Source organism: Sphingomonas sp. LC-1 (genome assembly GCF_025371035.1).
GTDB lineage: Bacteria > Pseudomonadota > Alphaproteobacteria > Sphingomonadales > Sphingomonadaceae > Sphingomonas > Sphingomonas sanguinis_E.
In genome coordinates this window covers 254,605-280,599 of the sequence record NZ_JANZXB010000002.1, presented here as the reverse complement: position 1 = coordinate 280,599, position 25,995 = coordinate 254,605, and the positions used below count along the sequence as shown (strand labels likewise).

At 67.0% G+C, this 25,995-nt stretch carries 24 protein-coding genes; 11 read left to right on the top strand and 13 right to left on the bottom strand.

The window, feature by feature from the left end; translation table 11 throughout:
• Nucleotides 1–17: 17 nt before the first annotated feature.
• Entirely contained in the window at nucleotides 18–401 is a 384-nt protein-coding gene (locus NZL82_RS04095) for an EF-hand domain-containing protein (protein WP_261268491.1), read from the top strand.
• Between the two features lie 289 nt (nucleotides 402–690).
• Here the strand turns inward: NZL82_RS04095 and NZL82_RS04090 are convergent, their stop codons facing one another.
• From NZL82_RS04090 to NZL82_RS04075, 4 genes are all read right to left on the bottom strand, one after another.
• Nucleotides 691–2,058, bottom strand: coding sequence for an ammonium transporter (locus NZL82_RS04090; protein ID WP_261268490.1), 1,368 nt, complete (start codon nucleotides 2,056–2,058; stop codon nucleotides 691–693).
• Between the two features lie 17 nt (nucleotides 2,059–2,075).
• Entirely contained in the window at nucleotides 2,076–2,414 is a 339-nt protein-coding gene (locus NZL82_RS04085) for a P-II family nitrogen regulator (RefSeq protein WP_042488306.1), read from the bottom strand.
• Between the two features lie 264 nt (nucleotides 2,415–2,678).
• Entirely contained in the window at nucleotides 2,679–4,112 is a 1,434-nt protein-coding gene (tldD, locus tag NZL82_RS04080; protein ID WP_261268489.1) for a metalloprotease TldD, read from the bottom strand.
• Nucleotides 4,113–4,130: 18 nt separating this feature from the next.
• Nucleotides 4,131–4,364 carry a zinc-finger domain-containing protein gene (locus NZL82_RS04075; RefSeq protein WP_261268488.1) on the bottom strand — a complete coding sequence of 78 codons (234 nt, stop codon included), beginning with the start codon at nucleotides 4,362–4,364 and terminating at the stop codon, nucleotides 4,131–4,133.
• 100 nt (nucleotides 4,365–4,464) lie between these two features.
• Here NZL82_RS04075 and NZL82_RS04070 point away from each other — a divergent pair, with 100 nt between their 5' ends.
• Complete coding sequence (locus tag NZL82_RS04070) at nucleotides 4,465–5,397, top strand: ABC transporter ATP-binding protein (protein ID WP_261268487.1); 933 nt, start codon at nucleotides 4,465–4,467, stop codon at nucleotides 5,395–5,397.
• A 258-nt stretch (nucleotides 5,398–5,655) separates the two neighbouring features.
• Here the strand turns inward: NZL82_RS04070 and NZL82_RS04065 are convergent, their stop codons facing one another.
• A complete protein-coding gene (locus NZL82_RS04065) occupies nucleotides 5,656–6,402 on the bottom strand; it encodes an energy transducer TonB (RefSeq protein ID WP_261268486.1) in 747 nt (248 codons plus the stop codon).
• A 113-nt stretch (nucleotides 6,403–6,515) separates the two neighbouring features.
• Between NZL82_RS04065 and nadB the strand changes: the two genes are divergently transcribed.
• Together nadB and NZL82_RS04055 are read left to right on the top strand one after the other, a co-directional pair.
• Nucleotides 6,516–8,093 carry an L-aspartate oxidase gene (gene nadB, locus NZL82_RS04060; RefSeq protein WP_261268485.1) on the top strand — a complete coding sequence of 526 codons (1,578 nt, stop codon included), beginning with the start codon at nucleotides 6,516–6,518 and terminating at the stop codon, nucleotides 8,091–8,093.
• Nucleotides 8,094–8,334: 241 nt separating this feature from the next.
• On the top strand, nucleotides 8,335–9,474 hold the full coding sequence (locus NZL82_RS04055) for a serine hydrolase (protein WP_405051345.1): 1,140 nt from the start codon (nucleotides 8,335–8,337) through the stop codon (nucleotides 9,472–9,474).
• A gap of 57 nt (nucleotides 9,475–9,531) precedes the next feature.
• Here the strand turns inward: NZL82_RS04055 and NZL82_RS04050 are convergent, their stop codons facing one another.
• The 6 genes from NZL82_RS04050 to NZL82_RS04025 form a co-directional block, all read right to left on the bottom strand.
• Nucleotides 9,532–11,046, bottom strand: a complete 1,515-nt coding sequence (locus tag NZL82_RS04050) for a lipopolysaccharide biosynthesis protein (protein ID WP_261268484.1) — start codon at nucleotides 11,044–11,046, stop codon at nucleotides 9,532–9,534.
• Between the two features lie 37 nt (nucleotides 11,047–11,083).
• Nucleotides 11,084–13,858 (bottom strand): DNA polymerase I, encoded by a 2,775-nt coding sequence (polA, locus tag NZL82_RS04045; RefSeq protein WP_261268483.1) that lies wholly within the window; start codon nucleotides 13,856–13,858, stop codon nucleotides 11,084–11,086.
• Nucleotides 13,859–14,020: 162 nt separating this feature from the next.
• Nucleotides 14,021–15,640, bottom strand: a complete 1,620-nt coding sequence (gene purH, locus NZL82_RS04040; protein ID WP_261268482.1) for a bifunctional phosphoribosylaminoimidazolecarboxamide formyltransferase/IMP cyclohydrolase — start codon at nucleotides 15,638–15,640, stop codon at nucleotides 14,021–14,023.
• A 263-nt stretch (nucleotides 15,641–15,903) separates the two neighbouring features.
• Entirely contained in the window at nucleotides 15,904–17,646 is a 1,743-nt protein-coding gene (locus NZL82_RS04035) for a heparinase II/III family protein (protein ID WP_261268481.1), read from the bottom strand.
• A 17-nt stretch (nucleotides 17,647–17,663) separates the two neighbouring features.
• Nucleotides 17,664–18,320 (bottom strand): ribulose-phosphate 3-epimerase, encoded by a 657-nt coding sequence (gene rpe, locus NZL82_RS04030; RefSeq protein WP_261268480.1) that lies wholly within the window; start codon nucleotides 18,318–18,320, stop codon nucleotides 17,664–17,666.
• A 33-nt stretch (nucleotides 18,321–18,353) separates the two neighbouring features.
• Nucleotides 18,354–19,697 (bottom strand): RsmB/NOP family class I SAM-dependent RNA methyltransferase, encoded by a 1,344-nt coding sequence (locus NZL82_RS04025; protein ID WP_405051342.1) that lies wholly within the window; start codon nucleotides 19,695–19,697, stop codon nucleotides 18,354–18,356.
• Between the two features lie 66 nt (nucleotides 19,698–19,763).
• On the opposite strand from NZL82_RS04025, the gene NZL82_RS04020 reads away from it, so the two are divergent.
• The gene (locus NZL82_RS04020) at nucleotides 19,764–19,925 is read left to right on the top strand and encodes a DUF1674 domain-containing protein (RefSeq protein WP_261268479.1); all 162 of its coding nucleotides are present in this window, start codon (nucleotides 19,764–19,766) and stop codon (nucleotides 19,923–19,925) included.
• Nucleotides 19,926–20,063: 138 nt separating this feature from the next.
• On the opposite strand, the gene argB is transcribed toward NZL82_RS04020, so the two are convergent.
• Both argB and NZL82_RS04010 read right to left on the bottom strand, forming a co-directional pair.
• Nucleotides 20,064–20,963: an acetylglutamate kinase gene (argB, locus tag NZL82_RS04015; RefSeq protein WP_261268478.1), complete on the bottom strand. Its 900-nt coding sequence runs from the start codon at nucleotides 20,961–20,963 to the stop codon at nucleotides 20,064–20,066.
• A 49-nt stretch (nucleotides 20,964–21,012) separates the two neighbouring features.
• On the bottom strand, nucleotides 21,013–21,666 hold the full coding sequence (locus NZL82_RS04010; RefSeq protein WP_261268477.1) for a queuosine precursor transporter: 654 nt from the start codon (nucleotides 21,664–21,666) through the stop codon (nucleotides 21,013–21,015).
• Between the two features lie 247 nt (nucleotides 21,667–21,913).
• On the opposite strand from NZL82_RS04010, the gene NZL82_RS04005 reads away from it, so the two are divergent.
• From NZL82_RS04005 to NZL82_RS03980, 6 genes are all read left to right on the top strand, one after another.
• Complete coding sequence (locus tag NZL82_RS04005; RefSeq protein ID WP_261268476.1) at nucleotides 21,914–23,311, top strand: M20/M25/M40 family metallo-hydrolase; 1,398 nt, start codon at nucleotides 21,914–21,916, stop codon at nucleotides 23,309–23,311.
• 103 nt (nucleotides 23,312–23,414) lie between these two features.
• Entirely contained in the window at nucleotides 23,415–23,855 is a 441-nt protein-coding gene (locus NZL82_RS04000) for a hypothetical protein (RefSeq protein ID WP_261268475.1), read from the top strand.
• Nucleotides 23,856–23,942: 87 nt separating this feature from the next.
• Nucleotides 23,943–24,212, top strand: a complete 270-nt coding sequence (locus NZL82_RS03995) for a PadR family transcriptional regulator (protein ID WP_261268474.1) — start codon at nucleotides 23,943–23,945, stop codon at nucleotides 24,210–24,212.
• Nucleotides 24,209–24,826: a hypothetical protein gene (locus NZL82_RS03990; RefSeq protein WP_261268473.1), complete on the top strand. Its 618-nt coding sequence runs from the start codon at nucleotides 24,209–24,211 to the stop codon at nucleotides 24,824–24,826. Before NZL82_RS03995 ends, NZL82_RS03990 begins: the two co-directional genes overlap by 4 nt.
• 16 nt (nucleotides 24,827–24,842) lie before the next feature.
• Nucleotides 24,843–25,538: a DUF3108 domain-containing protein gene (locus NZL82_RS03985; RefSeq protein WP_261268472.1), complete on the top strand. Its 696-nt coding sequence runs from the start codon at nucleotides 24,843–24,845 to the stop codon at nucleotides 25,536–25,538.
• A gap of 119 nt (nucleotides 25,539–25,657) precedes the next feature.
• A complete protein-coding gene (locus NZL82_RS03980; protein ID WP_261268471.1) occupies nucleotides 25,658–25,984 on the top strand; it encodes a hypothetical protein in 327 nt (108 codons plus the stop codon).
• Nucleotides 25,985–25,995 lie beyond the last annotated feature (11 nt).

The window sequence follows — 25,995 nt, the reverse complement described above, 5'->3', positions numbered from 1 at the left end:
GTTCAGGAGTGTCCCGCATGACCCGTTTCCTCGTCGCCGGCCTGATCGCCGCCACGCTCGCCGTGCCCGCCGCCCCCGTCCTGGCGCAGCAGGACACGCGCGCGTCGGCCGCCGCCAAATTCTCCCGCGAGTTCAAGGCGCGCGACACCAATCACGACGGCGCACTGACCAAGGCCGAGGTGAAGGCTGCCATCATGAAGATGGGCAACGGCCAGAAGAAGATCGACGACGTCCATGCCGGACGCCTCGCCGATCTGTGGTTCGGCAAGGCCGATGCAAACAAGGACGGCAAGGTGACCGAGGCGGAGGCGCAGGCGCTGCTGTCGCGCACCTTCGACGAATATGAAGCGGCCAAGGCGGCCCAGCGGTCGCAGCAACCGGCGGGTCCGAAGGGGCGGTAAGCGCCCCAACCCACGACCCTGCCACCGCCGTTCAACCTACCGAACCTCCGTTCAGCCTGAGCGAAGTCGAAGGCCACGCCCCACCCTCCGGGTAAGCGAATCCCGTGCACTTCGACTTCGCTCAGTGCGAACGGAGGTTGATACTATCCCGAGACGTCCCGGCAGAGGCGGGGGCAGCGCCCCCTCCTCCCCGCCAACATAAAAAAGGCCCGGTGCGTTACCGCACCGGGCTTAGGTCGTCCGCAGGAGGAACGTCGTGGGGTGCGGGGGTCTCTCGCCCCGCTCCCGATCAGTTGTAGGCGCGCTCGCCGTGCTCGCCGAGGTCGAGGCCTTCCTGCTCGACTTCCTTCGAGACCCGCAGGCCGGTCAGGGCCTTGGCGACGAACATGGCGATGACGGTGCCGATGGTGGCCCAGACGATCGTGGTGGCGACCGCGCCAAGCTGTACCAGCAGCTTCGGCCCGATCGCATAGTCGGCCGCACCCGGACCGCCCAACGAGGGAGCGTAGACCACGGCGGTGCCGATCGCGCCGATCATGCCGCCGATGCCGTGCACGCCGAAGGCGTCGAGCGCATCGTCATAGCCGAGCTTGGGCTTGAGGACCGACACCGCATAGAAGCAGACCACGCTGGCGATCGCACCCAGCACGATCGCACCGAACGGACCGGAGTTACCAGCGGCCGGGGTCACCGCGACCAGGCCGGCGACGATGCCCGAGCAGAAGCCCAGCGCCGAACCCTTATGACCCGCCAGACGCTCGGCGAGCATCCAGAACAGGCCGCCCGACGCCGTCGCGACGAAGGTGTTGATCATCGCCAGACCCGCCGAGCCATTGGCCTCCAGCGCGGAGCCCGCGTTGAACCCGAACCAGCCGACCCACAGCAGGCCGGTGCCCACGCCGGTCAGCGTCAGCGAGTGCGGGGGCATCGGGGTCGTCGGATAGCCCATGCGCTTACCCAGGATCAGCGCGGCGACCAGCGCCGAGACGCCGGCGTTGATGTGCACCACGGTGCCGCCCGCAAAGTCGAGCGCGCCCGCCTTGAAGAACAGGCCCGACGATGCCCACACCATGTGCGCGATCGGGAAATAGACGATGGTCAGCCACACGGCGGTGAACGCCATGACCGCCGAGAATTTCATCCGCTCGACGACCGAGCCGAGCACCAGCGCGGCGGTGATCGCGGCGAAGGTCATCTGGAAGCAGATGAAGACATATTCGGGGATTTCGACGCCAGCGGTAAAGGTCGCCGCCTGGCTGGCGGGCGTGACGCCCGAGAGGAACGCCTTGCCCAGCCCGGAGATGAAGTTGGACGCGCCCCCCGACACGTCCGGCCCGAAGGCCAGGCTATAGCCGTACATCACCCAGATCAGCATCGCGAGACATGCGGCCGCGCCGATCTGCGTCATGGTGGACAGCATGTTCTTCGCGCGGGTCAGACCGCCATAGAACAGCGCCAGGCCCGGCAGGATCATCATCATGACCAGCACGGTCGAGGTGAGCATCCAGGCGGTGTCGCCCTTGTTCACGGTCGCGGCCGGCGCGGCGGCGGCGGGCGACTGGAGCGCGGCGGCATCCTGGGCCCAGGCGGGCAGCGCGGCGAAGAGCGCCAGGCCGAGGCCCGTCGCGCCGGTCGCCAATTTGGTGACATGCTTCATCGAAATCCCCCCCTCTCTCAGAGCGCCGATTCGTCGGTTTCGCCGGTGCGGATGCGCACGGCCTGGCCGACATCGAGCATGAAGATCTTGCCGTCGCCGATCGCGCCGGTATTGGCGGCGGCCTGGATCGATTCGACGACGCGGTCGGCAATCTCGGACGCGCAAACGACCTCGATCTTGATCTTGGGCACCATGTTGGTGCTGTATTCGGCACCGCGATAGATTTCGGTCTGGCCCTTTTGCCGCCCGAAACCCTTCACCTCGGTCACCGTCATGCCCGCCACGCCCAAAGTGGTGAGCGCCTCGCGCACCTCGTCGAGCTTGAACGGCTTGATGATAGCGATGATCAGCTTCACCTGTGCCCCCTTTGCGTTTCCCGCCAACAAGCTTTGCAAAGGGTGTGCCAGTTACGATTTCGCGACTTTTTCGCGCTATGATGGTCCGGCGCGATCCTTTTCGCCTGCCGGACGGCATCAATTTTTAGGCATTGGCAAGGATATGCTTAAATTTTGGGCAGCCTTTCCTCCCCTGTAAGGAGGGGGGACCCGCTATCGAGAGCGTGACACCCCTCCGTCAGGCCTGCGGCCTGCCACCTTCCCCTTCTAGGGGAGGAAGGGAAATCACGCCGCCAGCGCGGTGCCGCCGACGGTCAGCCCTTCGACCAGCAGGCTCGGCTGGCCGACGCCCGCAGGCACGCTCTGCCCGCCCTTGCCGCAGACCCCCACGCCCTCGTCCAGCGCGAAGTCGTTGCCGATGCCCTTCACCTTGGTCAGCACGCTCGGCCCGTCGCCGATCAGCGTCGCGCCCTTGATCGGCGCGCCCAGGCGGCCATTCTCGATCCGGTACGCCTCGGTGCAGGAGAAGACGAACTTGCCCGACACGATGTCGACCTGTCCGCCACCGAAGGACTTGGCGAAGATGCCGTTCTTCACCCGCGACAGCAGCTCAGCGGGATCGTCCTGCCCACCCTTCATGAAGGTGTTGGTCATGCGCGGCATCGGCGCATGGGCAAAGCTCTCGCGGCGGCCATTGCCGGTCGGCGCGACGCCCATCAGCCGCGCGTTGAGCCGATCCTGCATATAGCCCTTGAGGATACCGTCCTCGATCAGCACGACCTCACGCGTCGGCGTCCCCTCGTCATCGATCGACAGCGAGCCGCGCCGGTCGACAAGGCTGCCGTCATCGACCACGGTGACGCCCGCCGCCGCGACCCGCTCGCCGATCCGTCCCGAAAAGGCCGAGGTGCCCTTACGGTTGAAGTCACCCTCCAACCCGTGCCCGATCGCCTCGTGCAGCAGCACGCCCGGCCAGCCGGGGCCCAGCAACACCGTCATCTCCCCCGCGGGCGCTGCGACCGAGTCCAGATTGACCAGCGCCTGGTTCAACGCGACGTCGATGCCGCGCTCCCACGTCTCGCGCGCGACCAGTCGATCGTAAAGGTAACGACCGCCGATCCCGAAGCTGCCCGTTTCGCGCCGCCCATTCTGTTCGACCACGACCGAGATGTTGAGCCGGACGAGCGGGCGGACGTCGGTGGCGACGAAGCCGTCGGGGCGAACGATCTCCACCACGCTCCAGCTTCCCGACAGCCCGACCGACACCTGCACGACGCGGGGATCGCGCGCACGGGCAGCGGCGTCGATCGTCTGGCAGAGCGTCACCTTCTCGGCGAAGGGGATCAGGTCGAGCGGATCGGTCGCGGTATAAAGATGGCGATTGGTCCCCTGCGGCGGGGGCGCGGCGGTGCCCTTGGCGGGGTCGATCAGCGCCATGGTCTCCGCTGCGCGCTTGATCGCCGCCTCGGAAAGCTCATTGGCATGGGCGAAGGCGGTCATCTCGCCCGATACCGCGCGCAGGCCGAAACCCGAATGCGTGTCGTAGCTGGCCGTCTTCAGCCGCCCGTCATCGAAGCCGAACGCTTCGGATCGCTTATATTGCAGATACAGCTCGCCATCGTCCGCCCGCGACAGCGCATTGGCGGTCAGCCGAAGTGCGGCCTCCGGATCGAGCGTGTCACGGTAGAGGAACGAGCGGGGATCGGTGGCGGATGTCATGCCACCGATATAGGGGGCTCAGCGGCCCGCGCCATCCCCATGGTCGGGAAGCTGCGACTGATCCGCACCATCCGCCGGGCCACCGATCAGCACGAAGCGGCGATCGCAATAGCCGCAATCGACATAGCCGGTCTCATCGATCTGCAGCCAGACGCGCGGATGGCCGAGCGCAGCGCCTCCGGGAATGTCGGTGGCACCGTCGCAAGCGACGCGGGTCTGGGTGACGCGGGTGGTTTCGGGCGGCGGCAACATAATGGCTGTGGCGATAGCAAGGCGTGGAGCCCCGTGCAATTGCCCAAAACAGGGCAAAACCGGCTTGGCCTCTCTGCGTCACGCGCCTATCGCTGGCACCATGACCTCCTCGACAGAAGCCGCCATTTCGATCCAGGGCATCGCCAAGACCTATCAGGGCGGCAAGCGCGCGCTCGACGGGGTCAGCTTCGACGTGCCGCGGGGGCAGATCTTCGGGCTGCTGGGGCCGAACGGTGCGGGCAAGTCGACGCTGATCAACATCCTGGCGGGCTTGGTGATGAAGACCGAAGGATCGGCATCGATCTGGGGCTTCGACATCGACCAGCATCCGCGCAACGCCAAGGCGTCGATCGGCATCGTCAACCAGGAAATCCTGTTCGACCCCTTCTTCACGCCGCTGGAGACGCTGGAGATCCAGGGCGGGCTGTACGGCGTGCCCAAGGGTCAGCGCCGCTCGATGGAACTGCTGCGCGCGGTGCATCTGGAGGACAAGGCCAACGCCTATTCGCGCACCCTGTCGGGCGGCATGAAGCGCCGCCTGATGGTCGCCAAGGCGATGGTGCATTCGCCGCCGGTGCTGGTCCTCGACGAACCGACCGCAGGCGTCGACATCGAGCTTCGCCAGCAGCTCTGGGCCTATGTGCGCCAGTTGAACGAACAGGGCGTGACGGTGGTACTGACCACCCATTATCTCGAAGAGGCCGAGGAGCTGTGCGACCGGATCGCGATCATCAACCATGGTCGCCTGGTCGCCAATGAGCCGACCCGCGAACTGGTCGGCAAGGCGCAGGAAAAGATCGTCGCGGTGACGGTGGACCGCGATGTCGCAGCGGTGCCCGACCATGCCAGCTTCGGCAAAATCGTGCTGAAGGGCAGCCGCACGCTGGAGATCACCTATGCCAAGGACAAGGTGAATGCGGGCCAAGTTTTGGCAGCGGTGCAGGCGGATGGCTATGGGATCGTCGATGTCTCGACCAAGGAAGCCGATCTGGAGGACGTGTTCCTGTCGCTGACGCGGAGCGTGGGGGCCTGAGGCCAAGAGATTCCCTTGGCCTTCGACTTCACTCAGGCTGAACGAAGTTTAGGGAGAAGAGATTGGTTCGCGCGGAGGCGCGGAGAACGCGGAGGTGTCAGGCGCTTGGCAAGCGCATGATCCGCCTCAAAGGTCGATGATGACGGCCGGCCAGCAAAGCGAAGTACGACATCTCTGCGTTCTCCGCGCCTCCGCGCGAACCAAGAAAATCCTCAAGCCCCGTTCAGGCTAAGCGAAGTCGAAGCCCACGCCCCGCCCTCACCGCTCGTCCCGCACCCGCTCCAACACCCAGTCCTGATTGACCACGATGATCGAGCGCACCGGCCGGCCATCGGCATCACGCGACGGATCATAGCGGTATCGCTGCTCGATCAGCTGGCACGTCGTCTCGTCGAGCGCGGCGTTGCCGCTGCTCTGAGTCACCACACAGCCGCTGACCCGACCATCGACATTGACGAAATAGCGGACCTGCACCGTCCCGCTCGCGCCCGCATCGGCGGCGGCCTCAGGATAGTCCGAGTCCTTGATTCGCCCCTTGATCCGCCGGGGCGGGGTTTCCTCCCCATAACCGTCGCCGTCGCCCGACCCGCCGCTGCCCGTGCCGTTGCCGATCCCGCCCGCACCGGTGCCCGGACCGGGCTTGTCGGACGCGCCCTGGCTGGCATCCGCCCCCGTCCCCGCAACCGGCGCGACGATGACGGGCGAAACGGGCGGCAACACCACGATCGGCGGGGGCGCCACCACTTGGGTCGCCTGCGACCGGATATTGGGCGGCGCCGCCGCGCCGCGCGGGCGGTGGGTTTCGACCTTTTTGGGCTGAGTCCGGGGCGGTGGCGGCGGAGCCGGAGGCACCACGTCGAAGCTGTCGAGCGCTTGCGACGGGGCCGGGAGGCTCGGCGCGAAGCCCAGCCCCAGAATGAGCGCATAGCCCATGCCGCCCACGATCAGCCCCGTGGGAATCGCGGCGCGCAGACGGTCGCGCCAATCGGGCCGGGCCAGCGTCATAGCGCAGGAGGTGGGAAGCCCCTTCCCGCAAGACAAGCGCTTACCCCCTGTCCCAACCCTCTCGTCCGTGCCAGAGGGTACGCCATGACCCCAGCGCCCCAAGGAGCCCGCGCATGACCGATTCCGATATTCTGATCGTCGGATCGGGCGCGGCCGGGCTGACCGCCGCGCTCAATCTGGCGGACCGGTTCAAGGTGACGGTGCTGGCCAAGGGCAAGCTGAACGAGGGCTCGACCGCCTGGGCGCAGGGGGGCATCGCCGCCGTCCTCGAACCCGGCGACACCTTCGACAGCCATATCGAGGATACGATGGTCGCGGGCGCGGGTCTGAACGACCGCGCCACCGTCGAATTCGTGGTCGAGAACGCCCCCGCCGCGATCGAGCGCCTCCAGAAAGTGGGAGTCCCCTTCGCGACCGAGGGCAATATGCTCCACCTGACGCGCGAGGGCGGGCATTCGCACCGGCGCATCGTCCATGTGGCGGATGCGACCGGCTGGGCGGTGCTCGACGCGCTGTTGAAGGCCGCGGACGCGCATCCCAACATCACCATGGTCCCCGATCAGGTCGCGATCGACCTGGCGACCAGCCGCCACGAGATGCGCTATTCGGGGGCGGGCCATGTCTGGGGCATCTATGCGGTCGACCGGCGGACGGGCCGCGTCGTGGTGCACAAGGCGCGAGCGACGATCCTGGCGACCGGGGGTGCCGGCCGCACCTATCAATTCTCCACTGCACCCAAGGGGGCGACCGGCGACGGCATCGCGATGGCGTGGCGCGCGGGCGCGCGCGTGTCGAACATGGAATTCATGCAGTTCCACCCGACCTGCCTCTACAACACCCAGGTCAAGAATTTCCTGATTACCGAGGCGGTTCGCGGCGAGGGCGGGCATCTGAAGATTCCCGAGACCGGGCACCGCTTCATGCCCGATCTCGACCCGCGCGCCGAACTCGCCCCCCGCGACATCGTAGCGCGTGCGATCGACCATGAGATCAAGCGGCTGGGCCTGGACTATGTCCATCTCGACATCAGCCACCAGTCGCCCGCCTTCGTCCGCGAGCATTTCCCCAATATCCACGAAAAGCTGCTGTCGCTGGGAATCGATATGACGGTCCAGCCGATCCCGGTCGTGCCCGCGCAGCATTATACCTGTGGCGGCGTGATCGTGGACCGCGACGGGCGCACCGACCTGCCCGGCCTCTATGCGGCGGGCGAGGTGACGCAGTCGGGGCTGCACGGCGCCAACCGGCTGGCCTCCAATTCGCTCCTCGAATGCTTCGTCTATGGCGAGGCGTGTGCGAACCATATCGCGGCGCATTGGGACGATCTGCCCCCCGCCCCCGCCATCCGCCCCTGGGATGAAAGCCGAGTCACCGATTCGGACGAAGAGGTGGTCATCAAGCAGAACTGGACCGAAATCCGCCGCTTCATGTGGAATTATGTCGGCATCGTCCGCACCACCAAGCGGCTGGAGCGCGCGCAGCACCGCATCCGCATGCTGACCGACGAGATCAACGACTATTACGGCCATTTCCGCGTCACGCCCGACCTGATCGAGCTGCGCAACTTGCTCCAGACCGCCGAGTTGATCGTGCGCTGTGCGCTCCACCGCAAGGAAAGCCGCGGGCTGCATTACACGCTGGACTATCCCGAGATGCAGGCGGAGGCGGTGGACACGATCCTGATTCCGTGAAGCAAGCCTTGATTCCTCCCCTACAAGGGGAGGTGGCAGGCGCAAGCCTGACGGAGGGTGTCGCCCTCCTCGATAGCGGGGACACCCCTCCGACGCGCTTCGCGCGCCACCTCCCCTTGTAGGGGAGGAATTCAGAATGTTTCGCGTCTTGTCGTGCAGGAGCGACCTTTCGTCGCAAGCCCCGTGCGGGGGGATTTCCCCCACCCGGTCAAGACGTAAGGATACCCCTGTGTTGCGGGGTATTGCGGTGGCGAAGCGAGTATTGAGCGGCAGGCTGCGTTCATGGCCTGCCGGATTTCTTCTCTTGGGGCTCGCAGGCTGTGGGGCGGATTCACGCCCCGGTGCGACGTCCCATGCTCCCAGCGTGCCCGATCCCCAAGTTTCGGTGTCGATGCCGCTCCCCCCGCCCCGCCCCAGCCGCGCGCCCGCCGCGCCCAGCGGGCTGGTCAGCACGATCGACCGGCTGTCCGCCGGTTTCTCGGGCAAGAAGGGCATCGCCATCCGCGCGGTCGATGACGGCTGGACGGTCGAGGTCGGCGGCCGTCAGCGCCTGCCGCAGCAATCGGTATCGAAGCTGTGGGTCGCGATCACCCTGCTCGACCTTCGCGACCAGGGCCGCGCGCGGCTGGACGAACCGGTGGTGGTCCGCCACGAGGACCTGACCCTGTTTCACCAGCCGATCGCGATGCTGGTCAAGGGCGACGGCTATCACACCACGGTCGGCGAACTCCTGACCCGCGCGCTGACGCAGAGCGACAATACCGCCAACGACCGGCTGCTGACCTTTGTCGGCGGACCGCAGGCAGTACGCACGATGATCGCCAACAAGCGGCTGGGCGACATCCGCTTCGGTCCGGGTGAGCGGCTGCTCCAGGCGAAGACCGCCGGGCTGACCTGGCAACCCGCCTTCGCGATGGCGGGGGCATTCCAGGCGGCGCGCAACCGGCTCGATCCGGCGGCACGGACCGCCGCGCTCGACGCCTATGTCGGCGATCCGCCCGATGGCGCCGCCCCGATCGCGATCGCCGACGCGCTGGCCCGGCTGGCGCGGGGTGAGTTGCTGTCCGAAACCTCGACCCGCATCCTGCTCGACACGATGGAAGCCTCGCGCACCGGCCATGCCCGGCTGCGCGCCGCCGTGCCGTCCGGGTGGAAGATCGCGCACAAGACCGGCACCGGCCAGGATCTGGGTCGTCGCAATGCGGGCTTCAACGATGTCGGCCTGCTGACCGCCCCCGATGGCCGCCGCTTCGCCATCGCGGTGATGATCGGCGACACGACCGAGGATATTCGTCAGCGCCAGTTGCTGATCCAGAATGTTGCCGCCGCCGTCGCCAGCTACGCGGGTCCCCCACGCGGGCCGGTCGCCGTCGCGAACTGAGCCCTGTCCCTACCCCTCAAGGCCGCGATCCTGCTGCCGTCGAGGGGGAGGACGACCTTACCGCGTGATTCCGCCCGAATGGGGTAATGTGGCCTCGTCCGCGCTGGGGGCCTTGCCGAACAGCGCACGGTCCGCCGGGCCGAACGCCCAGCGCCAGAGTATGAACAGATAGGTCGCCGCGATCGCGGGCTCGCCGAACAGCAGTTCCGCCCATTCCAGCCGCTGCGGCAACAGCGTGAAGATGGCCCCCACCGCCGTCGCCGCCGCCGCCGCCCAGACAAGCGGCCAGCGAAACGGGGAGACCGGGGCCTTCAGCATGCCTGACAGGACGCGCGCCTTGATCACCGATGTCATGGTCACGCTGGCCGCCAGCGCCACTGCCGGACCCGCCGCGGCCCAGGTTTCCGGCCAGCCCAGGGCACGCATCCCCAGGATCAGCGCGAAGCTCAAGCCGATCTGCACCCCCAGCATCGCGATCGAGATCATCAGGTTGCGGTGGCGTGCGGTATAGACCAGCGCCGATTCGCACACCGCACCGGTCGAGGCCAGCACCTCGGCGAACAGCAGGAAGGCCAGCGCGGCGGTGCCCGACACGAATTGCGGGCCGACCACGCCCATCACGCCTTCGCCCGGAATCGATCCCATCAGCGCCAGGCACCCCTGCGCCGCCATGATCCAGAAGGCGACCTGTCGCACCTGCCGCGCGATCGCGCCCATATCGCCATTGGCCAGGCTCTGGGTGATGACCGGGCCCAGGATCGGGTCGAAACTGGTCTTCAGCTTCTGCGGCAGCGAGGCGACCTGCTGCGCCATATAATAGATGCCGACGATGCGGGGTTCGAACATCACGCCCAGGATGAAGCGGTCGACATTGCGCGTGCCCCATTCCAGTGCGTCCGCCCCCGCCAGCGGCGCATTGGCGCGGGCGAGCGCGAACACGGCGGCGAGCCGGGGGCTCCAGCCATGGGGCAGGCCATAGCTGCGCAGGAACGGCACCAGGCTGGCGATCAGCGCCGCTGTCATCGACGCCACATAGGACAGCACCAAGCCGTCGCGGATCGTGAAGAAGGAAAAGACCCAGGCGGCGATCGAGATGGTCCAAGGCTCGACCACCGCGCGCGCGGTAACGGTCGCCTTGACGTTCAGGCGATAGGCGAGCGCGGCGAGGCTGACATCCGACCAGGCGATGGCGACGATGATGCAGGGCAGCCATCGGTCCAGCCCGGTGATGGCGCTGTTGGGATAGAGTAGCTCAGGAAACGACCATAATAGACCGCTGGCCACAACCGAGGCCAGGAAGGCCAGCGCCATCGCGTCCCACACGACATGGACATGGGGCCGATCGGTTGAGGACAGCGCCTGCGCCAGCCCACGCTTGAGACCCAGCGTCGCGATCAGCGCCGCCAGTTCGACGACGACCACCGCAATGGCGAAGCGCCCGACCAGATCCGGACCATAGATCCGCCCGGCGATGAACAGGAAGGGGATGCGCGCCGCCAGTCGCAGGATGAACCCTGCGATATTGGTCCGCCCGCCTTTGGCGAGCGCATCAATGTCCTTGGTTTCGGCCATCAGCGGCAGAGCGGCTGGAAAAGGCGGGACGCGACGGTCAATGCGCCGCGCCCCAGCTTTTGCCGAACCCGATCTCGACGCCCAGCGGCACCGACAGCGTGACGGCCGGTTCGGCCGCGCCCGCCATCACTTCGCGGATCACGGCGCCGGCGGCTTCGGCATCCGCCTCGGGCGCTTCGAACACCAGTTCGTCATGCACCTGGAGCAGCATCCGCACATGGCCGAGGCCAGCCGCGGCGAGCGCGGGTTCCATGCGGACCATGGCGCGCTTGATGATGTCGGCACTGGTGCCCTGGATCGGGGCGTTGATCGCGGCGCGTTCCGCCCCCTGCCGCTCGCCCTGATTGCGTGAGGCGATGCGCGGGAAATGGGTCTTGCGGCCGAACAGCGTGCTCGTGAAGCCCTTCTCGCGCACGCTCGACAGCGTCTCGGCGATATAGCGGTTGATGCCGGGGAAACGCTCGAAATAGCGGTCGATCATCGCCTGCGCCTCGTCCGCCGACACGTCGAGGCGGCCCGCCAGCCCCCAGCGCGAAATGCCGTAGAGGATGGCGAAGTTGATCGTCTTGGCCCGCCCGCGCGTGTCGCGATTGACCTCGCCGAACAATTCCTTGGCGGTCAGGCTGTGGATGTCGTCGCCGTTCGCAAAGGCATCACGCAAGGCGGGCACGTCGGCCATATGCGCGGCGAGGCGCAATTCGATCTGCGAATAGTCGGCGGCGATCAGGACATGGCCGTCCTCGGCGATGAACGCCTCGCGCAGCTGTCGCCCGACCTCGGTGCGGATCGGGATGTTCTGAAGGTTGGGCTCGGTCGAGGACAGCCGCCCGGTCTGCGCGCCGGTCAGGCTGTAGCTAGTGTGGACGCGGCCGGTCTTCGGGTTGATCTGCGCCTGGAGCGCATCGGTATAGGTGCTCTTCAGCTTGGACAGCTGGCGCCATTCCAGGATCTTGCGCACGATCTCCGCCGCCTCGCCGCCGTCGCGGGCCAAGCGTTCGAGTTCGGTCACGTCGGTCGAATAGACGCCCGACTTGCCCTTGCGCCCGCCCTTCAGGCCGAGCCGGTCGAACAGGATCTCGCCCAGCTGCTTGGGGCTGCCGATGGTGAAGGGGGTGCCCGCCATGGCGTGGATCTCCCCCTCAAGGCCCGCAATCTGTCCGGCGAACTCGGTCGAAAGCTGCGACAGGCGTTCGCGATCGACCTTGATCCCGCGCCGCTCCATGCCCGCGATCACCGGCACCAGCGGGCGGTCGACCATCTCATAGACTCGCGTCGCCTGCTCCATGGGGAGTCGCGCCTTGAACCGCTTCCACAGCCGCAGCGTGACGTCGGCATCCTCGGCGGCGTAGCGGGTGGCGGTCTTGAGATCGACCTCGTGGAAGCCGAGCTGCTTCTTGCCGGTGCCGACCACTTCCTTGAAGGCCAGGCAGGTGTGCGACAGATGGGTCGCAGCCAGCTCGTCCATGCCATGGCCGTGCAGCCCGGCGTCGAGGTCAAAGCTCAGCACGATCGTGTCGTCATGCGGCGCGACGGAAATGCCCCGCTCGCCCAGCACGATCATGTCGAATTTCAGGTTCTGGCCGATCTTCAGGACCGACGGGTCCTCGCACAGCGCCTTGATCCGATCGAGCGCTTCGGCGACCGGAATCTGTACCGGCACTTCCGAAAGGAGGTCGGTGCCGCCATGGCCAAGCGGGATGTAACATGCCTTGTTGGGCGCCAGGCACAGGCTGACCCCGACCAGTTCGGCCTGGGTCGCGTCGGTCGAGCTGGTCTCGGTATCGATCGCGATAAAGCCCTGGTGACGTGCGTCCGCCACCCATTGGTCGAGCGTCTCCAGGTCCTGGACCGTGGTATAGCCGTCGAGATTGCAGGGCTCGTCATCGTCCATCGGCGCGGCGGGCGCGGCCTCTCCGGCGGCGGGGGCGGGCGCGGCGTCTTCGGTGATCTGCCCCATCTTGGCGATCAGCGAGCGGAAGCCATGATGCTCCAGGAACGCGCGCAGCGGCGCATCCGGGATGGTCGGATGCAGCGCCAGTTCCTCCAGCGGCTGCGGCAGCGGCGCATTGCACTCCAGCGTGACCAGCCGCTTCGACAGCCGCGCATTCTCGGCATGTTCAATGAGGTTGTCGCGCAGCTTGCCCTTCTTCATCTCGGGCGCGGCGGCCAGCACCGATTCGAGGTCGCCATGCTCGACGATCAGCTTGGAGGCGGTCTTCGGACCCACGCCCGGCACGCCCGGCACGTTGTCGACGCTGTCGCCCATCAGCGCCAGCACATCGCCCAACTGCTTCGGGCCGACGCCGAACTTCTCCTGGACGTAAGATTCGCCCAGACGCCGGTTGTTCATCGTGTCGAGCATGTCGAGGCTGCCATCCTCGACCAGCTGCATCAGGTCCTTGTCGCCCGATACGATCGTGACCTGCCACCCCTCGGCCATCGCGGCGCGGGCATAGCAGGCGATCAGGTCGTCGGCCTCCAGCCCTGCTTCCTCGATGCAGGGCAGCGAGAAGGCGCGGGTGGCGTCGCGGATCATCGGGAATTGGGGGACCAGATCGGGCGGGGGCGGGGGCCGGTGCGCCTTATACTGGTCGTACATCTCGTTGCGGAAGGTCTTGGACGACTTGTCGAGGACCACCGCCATATGGGTCGGCCCGTCGGCGGCGTTGATCTCGTCCACCAGCTTCCAGAGCATGGTGGTATAGCCGTACACCGCCCCCACCGGCTCGCCATGCTTGTTGGTCAGCGGCGGCAGGCGGTGATAGGCGCGGAAGATATAGCCGGAGCCGTCGACGAGATAGAGATGGGGCATGACCAGCGCGGTTTAGCGGAACAGAGAGAGGCTAAACAGCCCCTGTTATCACCCCGTTCCCCGAATGTTGCCGATGGGCCACGCTAGATATGATCTTTCCGCCCCCGCAAGGCCGGATCGGAAAAGCCCCTCCCGCATGCGTCGAGAGGGGCCCCCCAATCATCAATGCCGGAAGTGGCGCATGCCGGTGAACACCATCGCCAGCCCGGCTTCGTCCGCGGCCGCAATGACCTCGTCGTCGCGGATCGAGCCGCCCGGCTGGATCACCGCGGTCGCGCCCGCCTCGACCGCCGCGAGCAGGCCATCGGCGAAGGGGAAGAACGCGTCCGACGCGACCGCCGAACCGATGGTGCGCGGCTCGGCCCAGCCCGCCTTGTCGGCGGCGTCCTTGGCCTTCCACGCAGCGATGCGCGCCGATTCCAGGCGGTTCATCTGGCCCGCGCCCACGCCCGCGGTCGAACCGCCCTTGGCATAGACGATCGCGTTCGACTTCACATGCTTGGCGACCGTCCAGGCAAAGCGGCAATCGGCCAGCTCCTGCTCGGTCGGGGCGCGCTTGGTGACGACCTTCAGCATGTCGTCGGTCAGGCGACCATTGTCGCGGCTCTGGACCAGCAGGCCGCCCGCGATCGACTTCAGCATCAGGCCGGCACGCGACGGATTGGGCAGTTCGCCCGACAGCAGCAGACGGAGATTCTTCTTCTTGGCGAAGATCGCGCGGGCCTCCGCGCTCGCGTCGGGTGCCACCACCACCTCGGTGAAGATGCCCGAGATGGCTTCCGCCGTCTCGGCGTCGAGCGGGCGGTTGCAGGCGATGATGCCGCCGAACGCCGACACCGTGTCGCAGGCGAAGGCCGCCTGATAGGCCTCGAGCAGCGTCTCGCCGCTCGCCACGCCGCACGGATTGGCGTGCTTGACGATCACCACGGTCGGCGGGCCGTCGATGAACTCGCTGACCAGCTCCAGCGCGGCATCGGCGTCATTGAGGTTGTTGTAGCTCAGCGCCTTGCCCTGCAACTGCTCGGCCTGCGCGATACCCTGCCCACCCCGCTGCGGCAGATAGAGCGCCGCGACCTGATGCGGGTTCTCGCCGTAGCGCAGGGTTTCGGGATGCTTGGTAAAGGCGAGCGGCAGGGTCGCCGGGAACGCCTCGCCCTGATCGGCGAAGGCGAACCACTGGGCGATCGCCGAGTCATAGGCGGCGGTGGCGGCAAAGGCCTTGGCGGCGAGACGCTGGCGGGTCTTCAGCGTCGAGGCGCCGTCATTCGCCGCGAGTTCGGCGAGGAAGTCGGCATAATCGTTCGGGTCGGTCAGGATCGACACGTAACCGTGATTCTTGGCGGCCGAACGAACCATGGACGGACCGCCAATGTCGATATTCTCGATGATTTCGGGGCGTTCGGCGCCCTTTGCGACCGTCTGCTGAAAGGGGTAGAGGTTCACGACCACCAGGTCGATCGCACCGATGCCATGCTCGGTCATCGCGGCGGCATGCGCGGGATCGTCGCGCACCGCAAGCAGGCCACCATGGACCATCGGGTGCAGCGTCTTGACCCGGCCGTCCATCATCTCCGGGAAGTTGGTAACCTCGGAAATGTCGCGTACCGGCAGGCCCGCATCGCGGATCGCCTTGGCCGTGCCGCCGGTCGAGACCAGATCGACTCCGCGTTCGGCCAGCGCACGCGCCAGGTCGATGACGCCGGTCTTGTCGGACACCGACAACAGCGCGCGGCGAACCGGCACCTGATCGACGGAGGGAGCGGTGGGGAGCGAAACGGCCATCGGGCAGCGGGTCCTGATACTGGGAGGAGTTTGCGGACCCGATAGACTCCGATTCGCCGAAGCGCAAAATGTGATTCGGGAAAGACCCATTCCTCCCCTGTAAGGAGAGGGGGGCCATGCGCCGCATGGTGGAGGGGTGTTACCGGTTGCGAGGGCAGGCTTTACTTGCCGGGCGGGACACCCCTTCGTCAGGCCTTCGGCCTGCCACCCCCCTTGCAGGGGAGGAATTTGAGTCTTTGCGCCTCCGCGCGCATGCCCCCCCCTTAAAGCGCGCGCTTAAAGGCCCAGCTGACATGCGCGCCGCCTGCCGGGGTCTCGCCGGTCACGACAAGCTGCTGAGTCGCGACCGGACGGCCGGTGCCGTCGATCCACAGCGATTCCTCGATCGCCAGCGTGCCGCCGCGACAGCGGAACTGCCACAGCGCGCCATCGTCGAGGCGCAGGATCGCCTGGCCACTCTCGGCCGTCACCATCGCCTCCACCCCGTCGCCGAGATGGAAACGCAGGCTGAAATGGGTGCTCCCCGCCTGGCGCTTACGCCCCTCGGGCAGCAGCGCATCCTCGCCGCGCAACTCGCGCCCGTCGCCGGTCAGCAGCAGCTGGCGGCGATGGGTGAAGCCATAACGGCGGACATAACCGTCATGGCTCGCCTCGATCCGGCTGGCGGCGTCCGATTCCTGGCGGCTGAGTTCGACCTCGGCGACGCCGCGGCCCAGCGTGCCATCGGCATGGATGGCGGTGGAGTTGCTGTCGCCCAGCGTCAGCGTCGAATGCGCCGCCGTGGTGCGAAGGCCGTGCGCCAGGCTGGCGGGCACCTGCGCCACGGTTGCCCGCGCGCCGCCGCAATTGACGACGATCCGCTGCGCGCCGTCCGAAAACTCGAACGCCAGGGTCGAGGCACAGCCACCCTCGATCGCGCGAGCGATCGGCGGGGGCGCGGCGTCCATGACCAGCACCGCCTGCGCCGCCGCGAGCCGCTGATAACCCCAGTCACCCGCCTGGCGCAGCGGCCGGGTGCGCACGCCCGACGCTTCGATCACGGCGGCGATCTTTTCCGGCGTTTCGGGGCCCGAGCCCTGCCAGCTCGACAGCGCGCGATCGCCATGCATCACGCCGAGCAGCGCCGAGATCATCTTCTGCAACCGCGCCTGGAATGGATCGGGGAAGGCCAGGCCACGCGCGTCATAGACCTCACGCATCATGGTCAGCAGCATGACCGCGTCGAGCTGCACCGACGGGCTGCGCGCGATGACGCCGCCATCGGCGAACAGCCCGGTATCGAGCGCCCGCGACAGCCCCGCCTCGCCGAACGCCTGGCGCGGATCGCCCCCGGCCAGCAACAGCCCCGCCGCGATCACCCCGCACCAAGACGCGATCCGCGCGACGCCCGCCGGTGCCTTGTCGGCACCGCGATCCAGATGCCGCGCCCCCCGCGCCATCGTATTCAACACGCGCGAGCGATAGACGAGGTCGGTCGAGGACAGGATCAGCGGCGCATGCGCGGTCCAGAACAGGATGCGCCGTCCCCACAGATCGGGCCGCCACGCCGTGGCATCGACCGTCTCGGCAAAGGCGTCGAGCCAGCGGCCCATCAGATATTCGGCGATCGGCGCGCCCTGTTGCCGGGTGGCGACCGACGAAAGGTCGCGCAGCCAGGCAAAGCTGTGCAGATGATCGGCGAACCCCGTCGACCAGTCGGGCCGTGCGAAGTCGATCGATTCGACCCCCCGCTCCTCGCCACGCCAGTCGAGCACCCCGCCGAGCAGCGCATGACCGCGCTCGATATCGCCCAGGATCGGGTCCTCGGGCACCGCCATCAGCTTCAGCGGATGCCGCCCCTTCAACCGCAGCGAATGGAGCGGCGTGCGCCAGGTCAGGCGGTGGAGATGCTCGCTCAACCGATCGGCGAGCGACAGGCCCCCGGTCTGGACGCGGACGAGGCGCTTGCCCTCTTCGATGCTGTCGGCGGCGGGCGGGGCGACATCGCCCCCGATACGGTCACGCATGTCGTTCGATCGCCCGCTCAGCCGCGCAGCGCGGCGATATTGGCGGCGTAGTGCGCCGGGCCGCCCCGGAACGCCGCCGTCCCCGCGACCAGCGCATCCGCACCCGCCTCGATGCAGCGCTTCGCATGAACGGCATCGACGCCGCCATCGACCTCCAGATCGATTTCGCGGCCCGAATGGTCGATCATCTTGCGGATCGCGACGATCTTCTTGAGCTGGCTGTCGATGAAGCTCTGTCCGCCGAAACCGGGGTTGACGCTCATGACCAGGACCAGGTCGACCATGTCGATCAGATAATCCAGCATCTTGGCGGGCGTGGCGGGGTTCAGCACCACGCCGGCGCGCTTGCCCAGCCCCTTGATATGCTGGATCGTGCGATGGATGTGCGGCCCCGCCTCCGGGTGCACCGTGATGGTGTCCGCCCCCGCCTCGGCAAAGGCGTCCAGATAGGCGTCGATCGGCGAGATCATCAGATGCACGTCGAAGGGCTTGGCCGTGTGCGGGCGCAGCGCCTTCACCACCGCCGGGCCGATGGTGATGTTGGGCACGAAATGCCCGTCCATCACATCGATGTGAATCCAGTCGGCGCCGGCGGCGTCGATGGCCCGGACTTCTTCGCCCAATTTGGCGAAATCGGCGGAGAGGATGGAAGGAGCGATACGCACAGGAAGCATGGTTTTCCCCTCTACTCCCATATCGCGCCCAAGTCAGCCTTTGCGTTGCAGCCTGGCGATGAAGAACCCGTCGAGCCGCCCTTCCTTTGCGAGCATCGTCGGCAGGGTGCGGATCGTGCCCCTCTCCGTGATGCCGGGCCAGTCGCCAGCGATCGGGACCAGCGTATAATCGGGGCGCGCTTCGAGGAACGCCTCGATCTGCCGCTCGCCCTCTTCGGGCTCCAGCGAGCAGGTGGCATAGACCATGGTCCCACCGGGCTTCAGCCAGTCGGCCGCGCGCGCCAGGATCACCCGCTGCAATTCCGCCATCTCGGCGATGATCGCCGGGCGAACGCGGTAGAGCACGTCCGGATGACGGCGGAAGATGCCGCTGGCGCTACACGGCGCGTCGACCAGGATCGCGTCGGCCGGGGCCGGGGGCGCCCATTCGCGCAGGTCGGCGGTGACGATCTCGGCGGATTGCCCGGTCCGCTCCAGATTCTCGCTCAGGCGGGCGAGGCGCGATTCGGATTGGTCGATCGCGGTGACCTTCCAACCGGCGGCGGCGAGTTGCAACGTCTTGCCGCCCGGCGCGGCGCACAGGTCGAGCACATCGCCCTTCCCCTCGCCCAGCAGACGCGCGGGGATCGAGGCGGCGAGGTCCTGTACCCACCAGGCGCCTTCGTCAAAGCCCTGCAATTCCATCACCGAATGGCCCGAGGGCAGACGGACATGACCGGGCAGCAGGCTGACCCCGCCCAGCTTTTCGACCCATTCGGCGGTCGCAGCCGGATCGGCCAGCGTCAGGTCGAGCGGCGGCGGTGCGGCGATGGCATGGGCGGCGGCCTCGACCATCTCGTCACCCCAATTCGCTTCCCAGCGCGCTTCGGTCGCGTCGGGCAAAGCGGGGATTTCGGGGAGCAGCACGCCGCTTTTGGTGATGGTGCTGAATACGCCGTGGACCAGCTTGCGCGGGCCGCCATCGACCAGCGGCAATACGGTGGAGATCGCCGCATGGGGCGGCGTGCCCAGCGCCAGCAACTGCACCAGTGCGATACGGAGCGCGAAACGCGCCTTGGCATCGTCGGGCAGCCGCTGCTTGGTCGCCGAGTCGATCAGCGCGTCGAGATCGGGCAGGCGGCGCAGCGTCTCCGCGGCGATAGCGTGCGCGAGGCCCCGATCCGGTCCCCCCGGCAGCGCCCGGGTCGCCGAGGCGAGCGCGGCCTCCAGCGGCTCACCCCGGCGCAGCACCGCATCGAGCAGGCGGATGGCGGCGCGGCGGGCGGCGGTGCCCAGCGGCTCGGTGGGGCGCTGCTGTCGTCCGCGCCGGTCCTCACCCTTGGGCGCACCCCGGCGATCGGGACGGCCACGGGTCGGCGATTGGGGAGGACGTGTCACTTGGCAAAACTCCTGTCAGCCCCGACATGGGCTGCAATCATTGCCCCTTAGTCGAAAGGACCGCCCATGGGCCAGCGCCCCGACCATGTGAAGCCGCCCGCCTATCTGTCGCAGAATACCCCGGTGCCGCAGCCAGAGGCCAAGCCGGAGCCGCAGAATGACCCGTTGGGGAAGAATCCGGTGCGCTATGGGGATTGGGAATTGAAGGGCGTCGCGGTCGATTTCTGACCGTTTCCCGTCTGGTGCTGGGGCGTGGTCTTCGACTTCGCTCAGCCTGAACGGCTGTCGAGGAGTGGGCATACCCCCAACCCTGTTCAGCCTGAGCGAAGTCGAAGGCCACGCCCCGACCTCGCCTCAGACCAGAAATTACCGGCGGACTAACGTCCCCGCACCCTGCTTGGTGAAGATTTCCAGCAGCATCCCGTGCGGCACCCGCCCATCCAGAATCACCGCCGCATCCACGCCCGCCTCGACCGCGTTGACGCAGGTTTCCAGCTTGGGGATCATCCCCCCCGAAATCGTCCCGTCGGCCCGAAGCTCCGCGATCCGCGCGGGGTTGAGGTCGGTCATCAACTCGCCCTGCTTGTCGAGCACGCCCGCGACGTCGGTCAGCAGGAAGAAGCGCGACGCGCCCAGCCGCGCGGCGATCGCGCCCGCCATGGTGTCGGCGTTGATGTTATAGGTATGCCCGTCCAGCCCGATGCCGACCGGTGCGATCACGGGGATGATCCCGTCGGCGCACAGGCTTTCGATCAGGCGCGGATCGACTGAAACCGGCTCTCCGACGAAGCCCAGATCGACATGCCGCTCGATGCCCTTCAGCGGATCGGCCTCGCGCCCCTGCACCTTCTCGGCGATGACAAGCCCGGCGTCCTTGCCCGAGATGCCGACCGCGCGGCCCCCGGCGGCGGCGATCCAGCTGACGATTTCCTTGTTGATCGATCCCGCCAGCACCATTTCGGCGATCTGCGCGGTTTCCTTGTCGGTCACGCGCAGGCCGTTGACGAACTGCGACTCGACACCGAGGCGCTTGAGCATCGCGCCGATCTGCGGACCGCCGCCATGGACCACGACCGGGTTGATGCCGACCGCCTTGAGCAGCACCATATCCTCGGCAAAGTCGCGCTGACGCTCGGGATCGCCCATGGCGTGGCCGCCATATTTCACCACGAAGGTCTTGCCCGCATAACGCTGGAGATAGGGCAGCGCCTCGGTCAGCGTCTCGGCCTTGGCGAGCAGGGCGGCGTCGGGATCGTGGTTGGTCATGGCGCGCCCTTTATCGCGGGTCGGGACCGGGGAAAACCGGCAATATGGATCAGCCGCGATCCAGCCGCCGCCCGATCCCCACGAACACATAGATGAGCGGCGGCACCAGCACGGCCGACAGCGTGACCTTGGCGATCATCTGCCCCACGATCAGCTGCCCGATCGGAAAGGCGCCGTAAAAGGCGATGGTCACGAACAGCAGCGTATCGACGATCTGGCTGAGCATGCTGGCCACCGCCGCGCGCAGCCAGAGCAGCTTGCTGCCCTCCTTGCCCTTGAGCGCGGCGAAGATGGTGACGTTCAGCGTCTGCGACACGCCGTAAGCGATGATCCCGCCCAGCCAGATCCGCCAGGTCGATCCCAGCACCAGCTGGATCGCGTCGCGATTGGCCGGGATCATTTCGGGCGAGGGCGGCAGCATCCACACGACCCAGGACAGTGCCAGCGAGACGAGCAGCGGTACGAAGCCCACCCGCACCAGCCGCCCGGCGGTGGCGGCGCCGTGCAGTTCGGCGACCGCGCTCGACGTGACGACCAGCAGCAGGAAGGCGAAGATGCCCGCCTCCACCGCCAGCGGCCCCAGCGCGACCTGCTTGTTACCCAGTACGCCGGCGATACATACCATGCCGCCATAGAAGATCGACAGCGCGAACAGCGAGGGGGAGATCAGGCGAGGGCGGGAAACGGTGTCGGGTCGGTCCATCGGCGACTGCTAGCGCGAAATCGCCCCGGGGCAAAGGGATAGCCGCTCCATGTTCCTCTCCTGTAAGGGGAGGTGGCGCGCGCAGCGCGTCGGAGGGGTGTCACCCTCTCGATAGCGGGACACCCCTCCGTCAGGCCTGTCGGCCTGCCCCTCCCCTTCCAGGGGAGGAATGAAGGAACTCAATCGCTTGCACCTGTCCTCATGACGCGCTCTATTCCCATCGAAACCAGAATAAGGGGGACAGAAGATGCGGTTGGCGAAATGGATCGGTGGAGCGCTGGCGGGTTGCGCGCTGCTGCCCGCCATGGCGGCGGCGCAGGATCGGCCGGACCAGAAGGCGTTCTTCGACCTCTACAAGCAACTGGTCGAAACCAATACCAGCCTGTCCGTCGGCAGCTGCACCCAGGCATCGGCGCAAATCGCGGACCGTCTGAAGGCGGCGGGCTATAGGGACGCCGACATCACCCTGTTCTCGGTGCCCGAACATCCCAAGGACGGCGGCATCGTCGCGGTGCTGCCCGGCACCGACAAGAAACTGAAGCCCATGCTGCTGCTCGGCCATCTCGACGTGGTCGAGGCCAAGCGCGAGGACTGGACCCGCGACCCGTTCAAGCTGATCGAGGAGGACGGGTTCCTCTATGGTCGCGGCACCGTCGACGACAAGGCGATGAGCGCGATCTGGGCCGATACGCTGATCCGCCTCAAAAAGACCCCGCCCAAGCGGACGATCAAGATGGCACTGACCTGCGGCGAGGAGACGACCTTCGCGTTCAACGGTGCCGAATGGCTGGCCAAGAACAAGCCCGATCTGATTGCCGCCGAATTCGTCCTGAACGAGGGCGGCGGCGGGCGGCTGGACGCCGATGGCAAGCGCGAATTGCTGGCGGTGCAGGTCGGCGAAAAGGCCGCGCAGAACTATACGTTCCTGGCGACCAATCCCGGCGGACACAGCTCGCAACCGACGCCGGAAAACGCCATCTACGAACTCGCCGATGCGGTGAAGGCGGTGCAGGGTTATGAATTTCCCGTCGTCCTGACCGACACGACCCGCGCCTTCCTGACCGCGACCGCGCAAAAGGTCGGTGGGCAATTGGGCAATGCGATCACCCGGCTGCTTGCCGATCCGAACGACAAGGCGGCGGACGCCATCGTCAGCCAGGACAAGGCGCTGCACTCGACGCTGCGCACCACCTGCGTGGCGACACTGCTCCAAGCGGGCCATGCCGAAAACGCCCTGCCCCAGCGCGCGACCGCCAATATCAACTGCCGCATCTTCCCCGGCGAGACGGTCGAGGGGACGCTGGCCAAGCTGAAGGAGCTGGCCGGGCCGAAGATCACCGTCACCGCCAACCAGCCGGTTCGGCCGACCGCCATCCCGCCCAAGCTGGACCCCAAGATCATCGGCCCGATGAAGGCAATCGCCGCCAGGCATTTCCCCGGCGTGCCGCTGGTCCCGATGATGTCGACGGGCGCGACCGACGGCATCTTCTTCCAGGCGATCGGCATCCCCGTCTACGGCGCGCCGGGCATCTTCATCGAAAAGGACATGTCGGGCATCCATGGCCTGAATGAGCGGATTCGGGTGACGTCGCTCTATAACGGCCGCGACTATCTCTACGATCTGGTGCGTGCCTACGCCTATTGATGGCAGGGCGGGATGATGGTGAGGGGAGGCGGTGGCCGCCAGGGACGGCGACCTTCTCCCCCCACCCTGCTGAATCCCCGTCTCCTGCCGGGAGCGGCCTTCGATGATCGTCGTTCGGAAATTCATGCTCGCCCTGATCGGCATCGGCCTGCTGCTGGCGATCGGCTTCGTTCTGGAGCGCCGTTTCGGCGTGTCGCTGGATAGCAGCTACCGGGTCGCCTGTGCGGGCGTGTGTCTCGCTTTCATCGCCAAGCTCGATCGGGACAGCGGCGGGGAGCGATGGCTTCGGATCGGGCTCGCCTTGTCCGCGCTGATCAATATCGCGCTGTTCGCGACGCCGATCTTCGACCGACCGGCCTCACGCGGCGAGATTCTGTTCTTTGCCTTTCCCGATCTCGTGATCGTAATGATCGCCCGCATCGTCACCTATCCGGTGACCGACGGCCATCAGCGTGCCGTGCGACAGCAGCTCGTCGTCGGGCTGCTCCTCGCCATGGCCTTTTGCGCGCTGGTGATGGCGTCGGCTCTTGTCCCGCGGACGTGACGCGATCCATGGGGGCATCGGCTTGACTCTTAAATCTACATATGTCGTAGTGCCGTCATGCTTCGCAATAGACCGCCCTCGCGACAGATGCGTGCCCTGTTGGCCGCCATGATGACCGATCCGGCGGCGTGGCGGCATGGCTATGAGTTGATGAAGGATACCGGGCTGTCGTCCGGCACGCTCTATCCGCTGATGATGCGGATGACCGAAAAGGGGCTGGTCGAGGCGGAGTGGCGCGATCCGTCGCAGCCGGGGCGCCCCGCACGGCATGTCTATCGCCTGACCGCCGCCGGTATCGCGCTGGCGCGGTCGCAAGAGGCTGGCGGCGAACCAACCACCCAATGGTCACCCGCATGAGCGCGTCGCTACCCCAGCGGATCGTGGCGATTGCGGCACGCTGCCTGCCGCCCGATGAGCGGGCCTGGGGGCAGGCGATGCGCGCCGAACTGGAGGCGGCGGCGGCGGATGGACGTGCCCTGCCCTTCGCGCTGGGTTGCCTGACGACGGCATGGCGACGCCTGCCTTTGCATCGCGACGGCCGATCGCTCCTGGTCCGCCATGGGCTGACGATCGGGCTGATCCTGCCCTTTGCCGCCTTTCACTTCCAATGCGGTCTTCGCGGGGCCTATTTCCTGATCTCCGGTCATGACCCCTATTATGCCGTGCTGACCCATGGGGGTGCGGCGCAGCGGGCGAGGGCCGAACTCTATCGCGATATGACACCCGCCGTGACGGCCCTGCTGTTACTGCTGGGGCTGGCGCATATGGCGATCGCCTGGACCGTGCTTCAGCGCCGCTGGCATCAGGCCGCGATGCTTTGGCTGATAACGGCGGCGATCGTCGGGGCCGTCGTTGTCGTCATCGCTCCAATCGCCACGACGACGGGGCTTGTCGTACAGGCGGTCGCGCTGGCCATCGAGTTGATCGCCATTCCCCTTCTTGCCCATCGGCGGAGCGAATCCACCCCCTGACCTTGATGGAGGTTCCATGACGTCACTGCTTCTGCTCGCGGCCTTGGTCGGGGGCGATATCACCCCTGCGCGCATGGAAGGCGACCGGCTTCGCCCCGGCTCGGTCTGCTACACCATGACCGCCGATGGGAAAGCCATGGGTATGACCGCCCAGACGATCGCCGCGACCCGCATCGACGGCAGGCCGGTCTGGGACATCGTCATTCATCAGAAGGTCGCGAACGGCGTGTTCGACATGCGCGATCATTTCATCGTCGACCGCCGGACGCTGCTGCCGCTGCACATGGACAGCCAGCGCGGCGGCGCGCGGACCGATCGCGGCTGGCACCGGATCACGATCGACTATGCCAAGGGTCGGATCACCGGCACGCGCGAGACCGCGACCGCGACGACGCTGATCGACGTGGCGGCGGATCATCCGGTCTGGGATGGCAATTTATGGGGCGTGACCTTCGCCGCGCTGCCGCTTCGCCAGGGCGGGCGCTACACCCTCCCCTTCTGGCAATATGACAAGGGCTTCGGCCAATTCACCCTAAAGGTCGTCGGGCGCGAGACGGTGACCACCCCCTCCGGTCGGGTGGGCGCCTGGATCGTCGAGGCGGAGGACGATCCCGCGCACCCCATGCGCTACCGCATCGCGCAACGTCCCCGACAGGAACTGGGCTATGTCGTCGGGTCGCATGGACAACAGCTGGGCGGAACCTGTTCCTGACGGGCAATGCCTTGGCCACAAAGCTGGCGCACGGCTGAACGCCCCCGCCACGATCAGTTCAGAATCATGGGGCTATCACCTGATCATCCGGGAGCGGATCGATATCTTGAGGTGTCGCGATGACCATGCGCAAAACTGCTTTGCTGTTCGCCCTTGCCGGAGGCGCGCTGTTCGCCTCCACCGCCGCCAGCGCGCAAGCCTGGGGCTATGATTCCTACATGGCGAACCAGGCGTATCAGGATGCCCGGTACCGGGCCTATCAGGCGGGCCGGGATCAGCGCGCTGCGGACGAAGCCGCCTATTATGGCGATTACCACGCGGCCAACGCCTATGCGCGCGATGCCTCCATCCGCCGGTCGGAGGCCAAGCAGGCCGCCCGCTTCGCGCATGAGGAGAAGAAGGCGGCATATTGGGGTTCCTACCGGCATCACGGTTGGGGCTGGTAGACCGCTTCGTC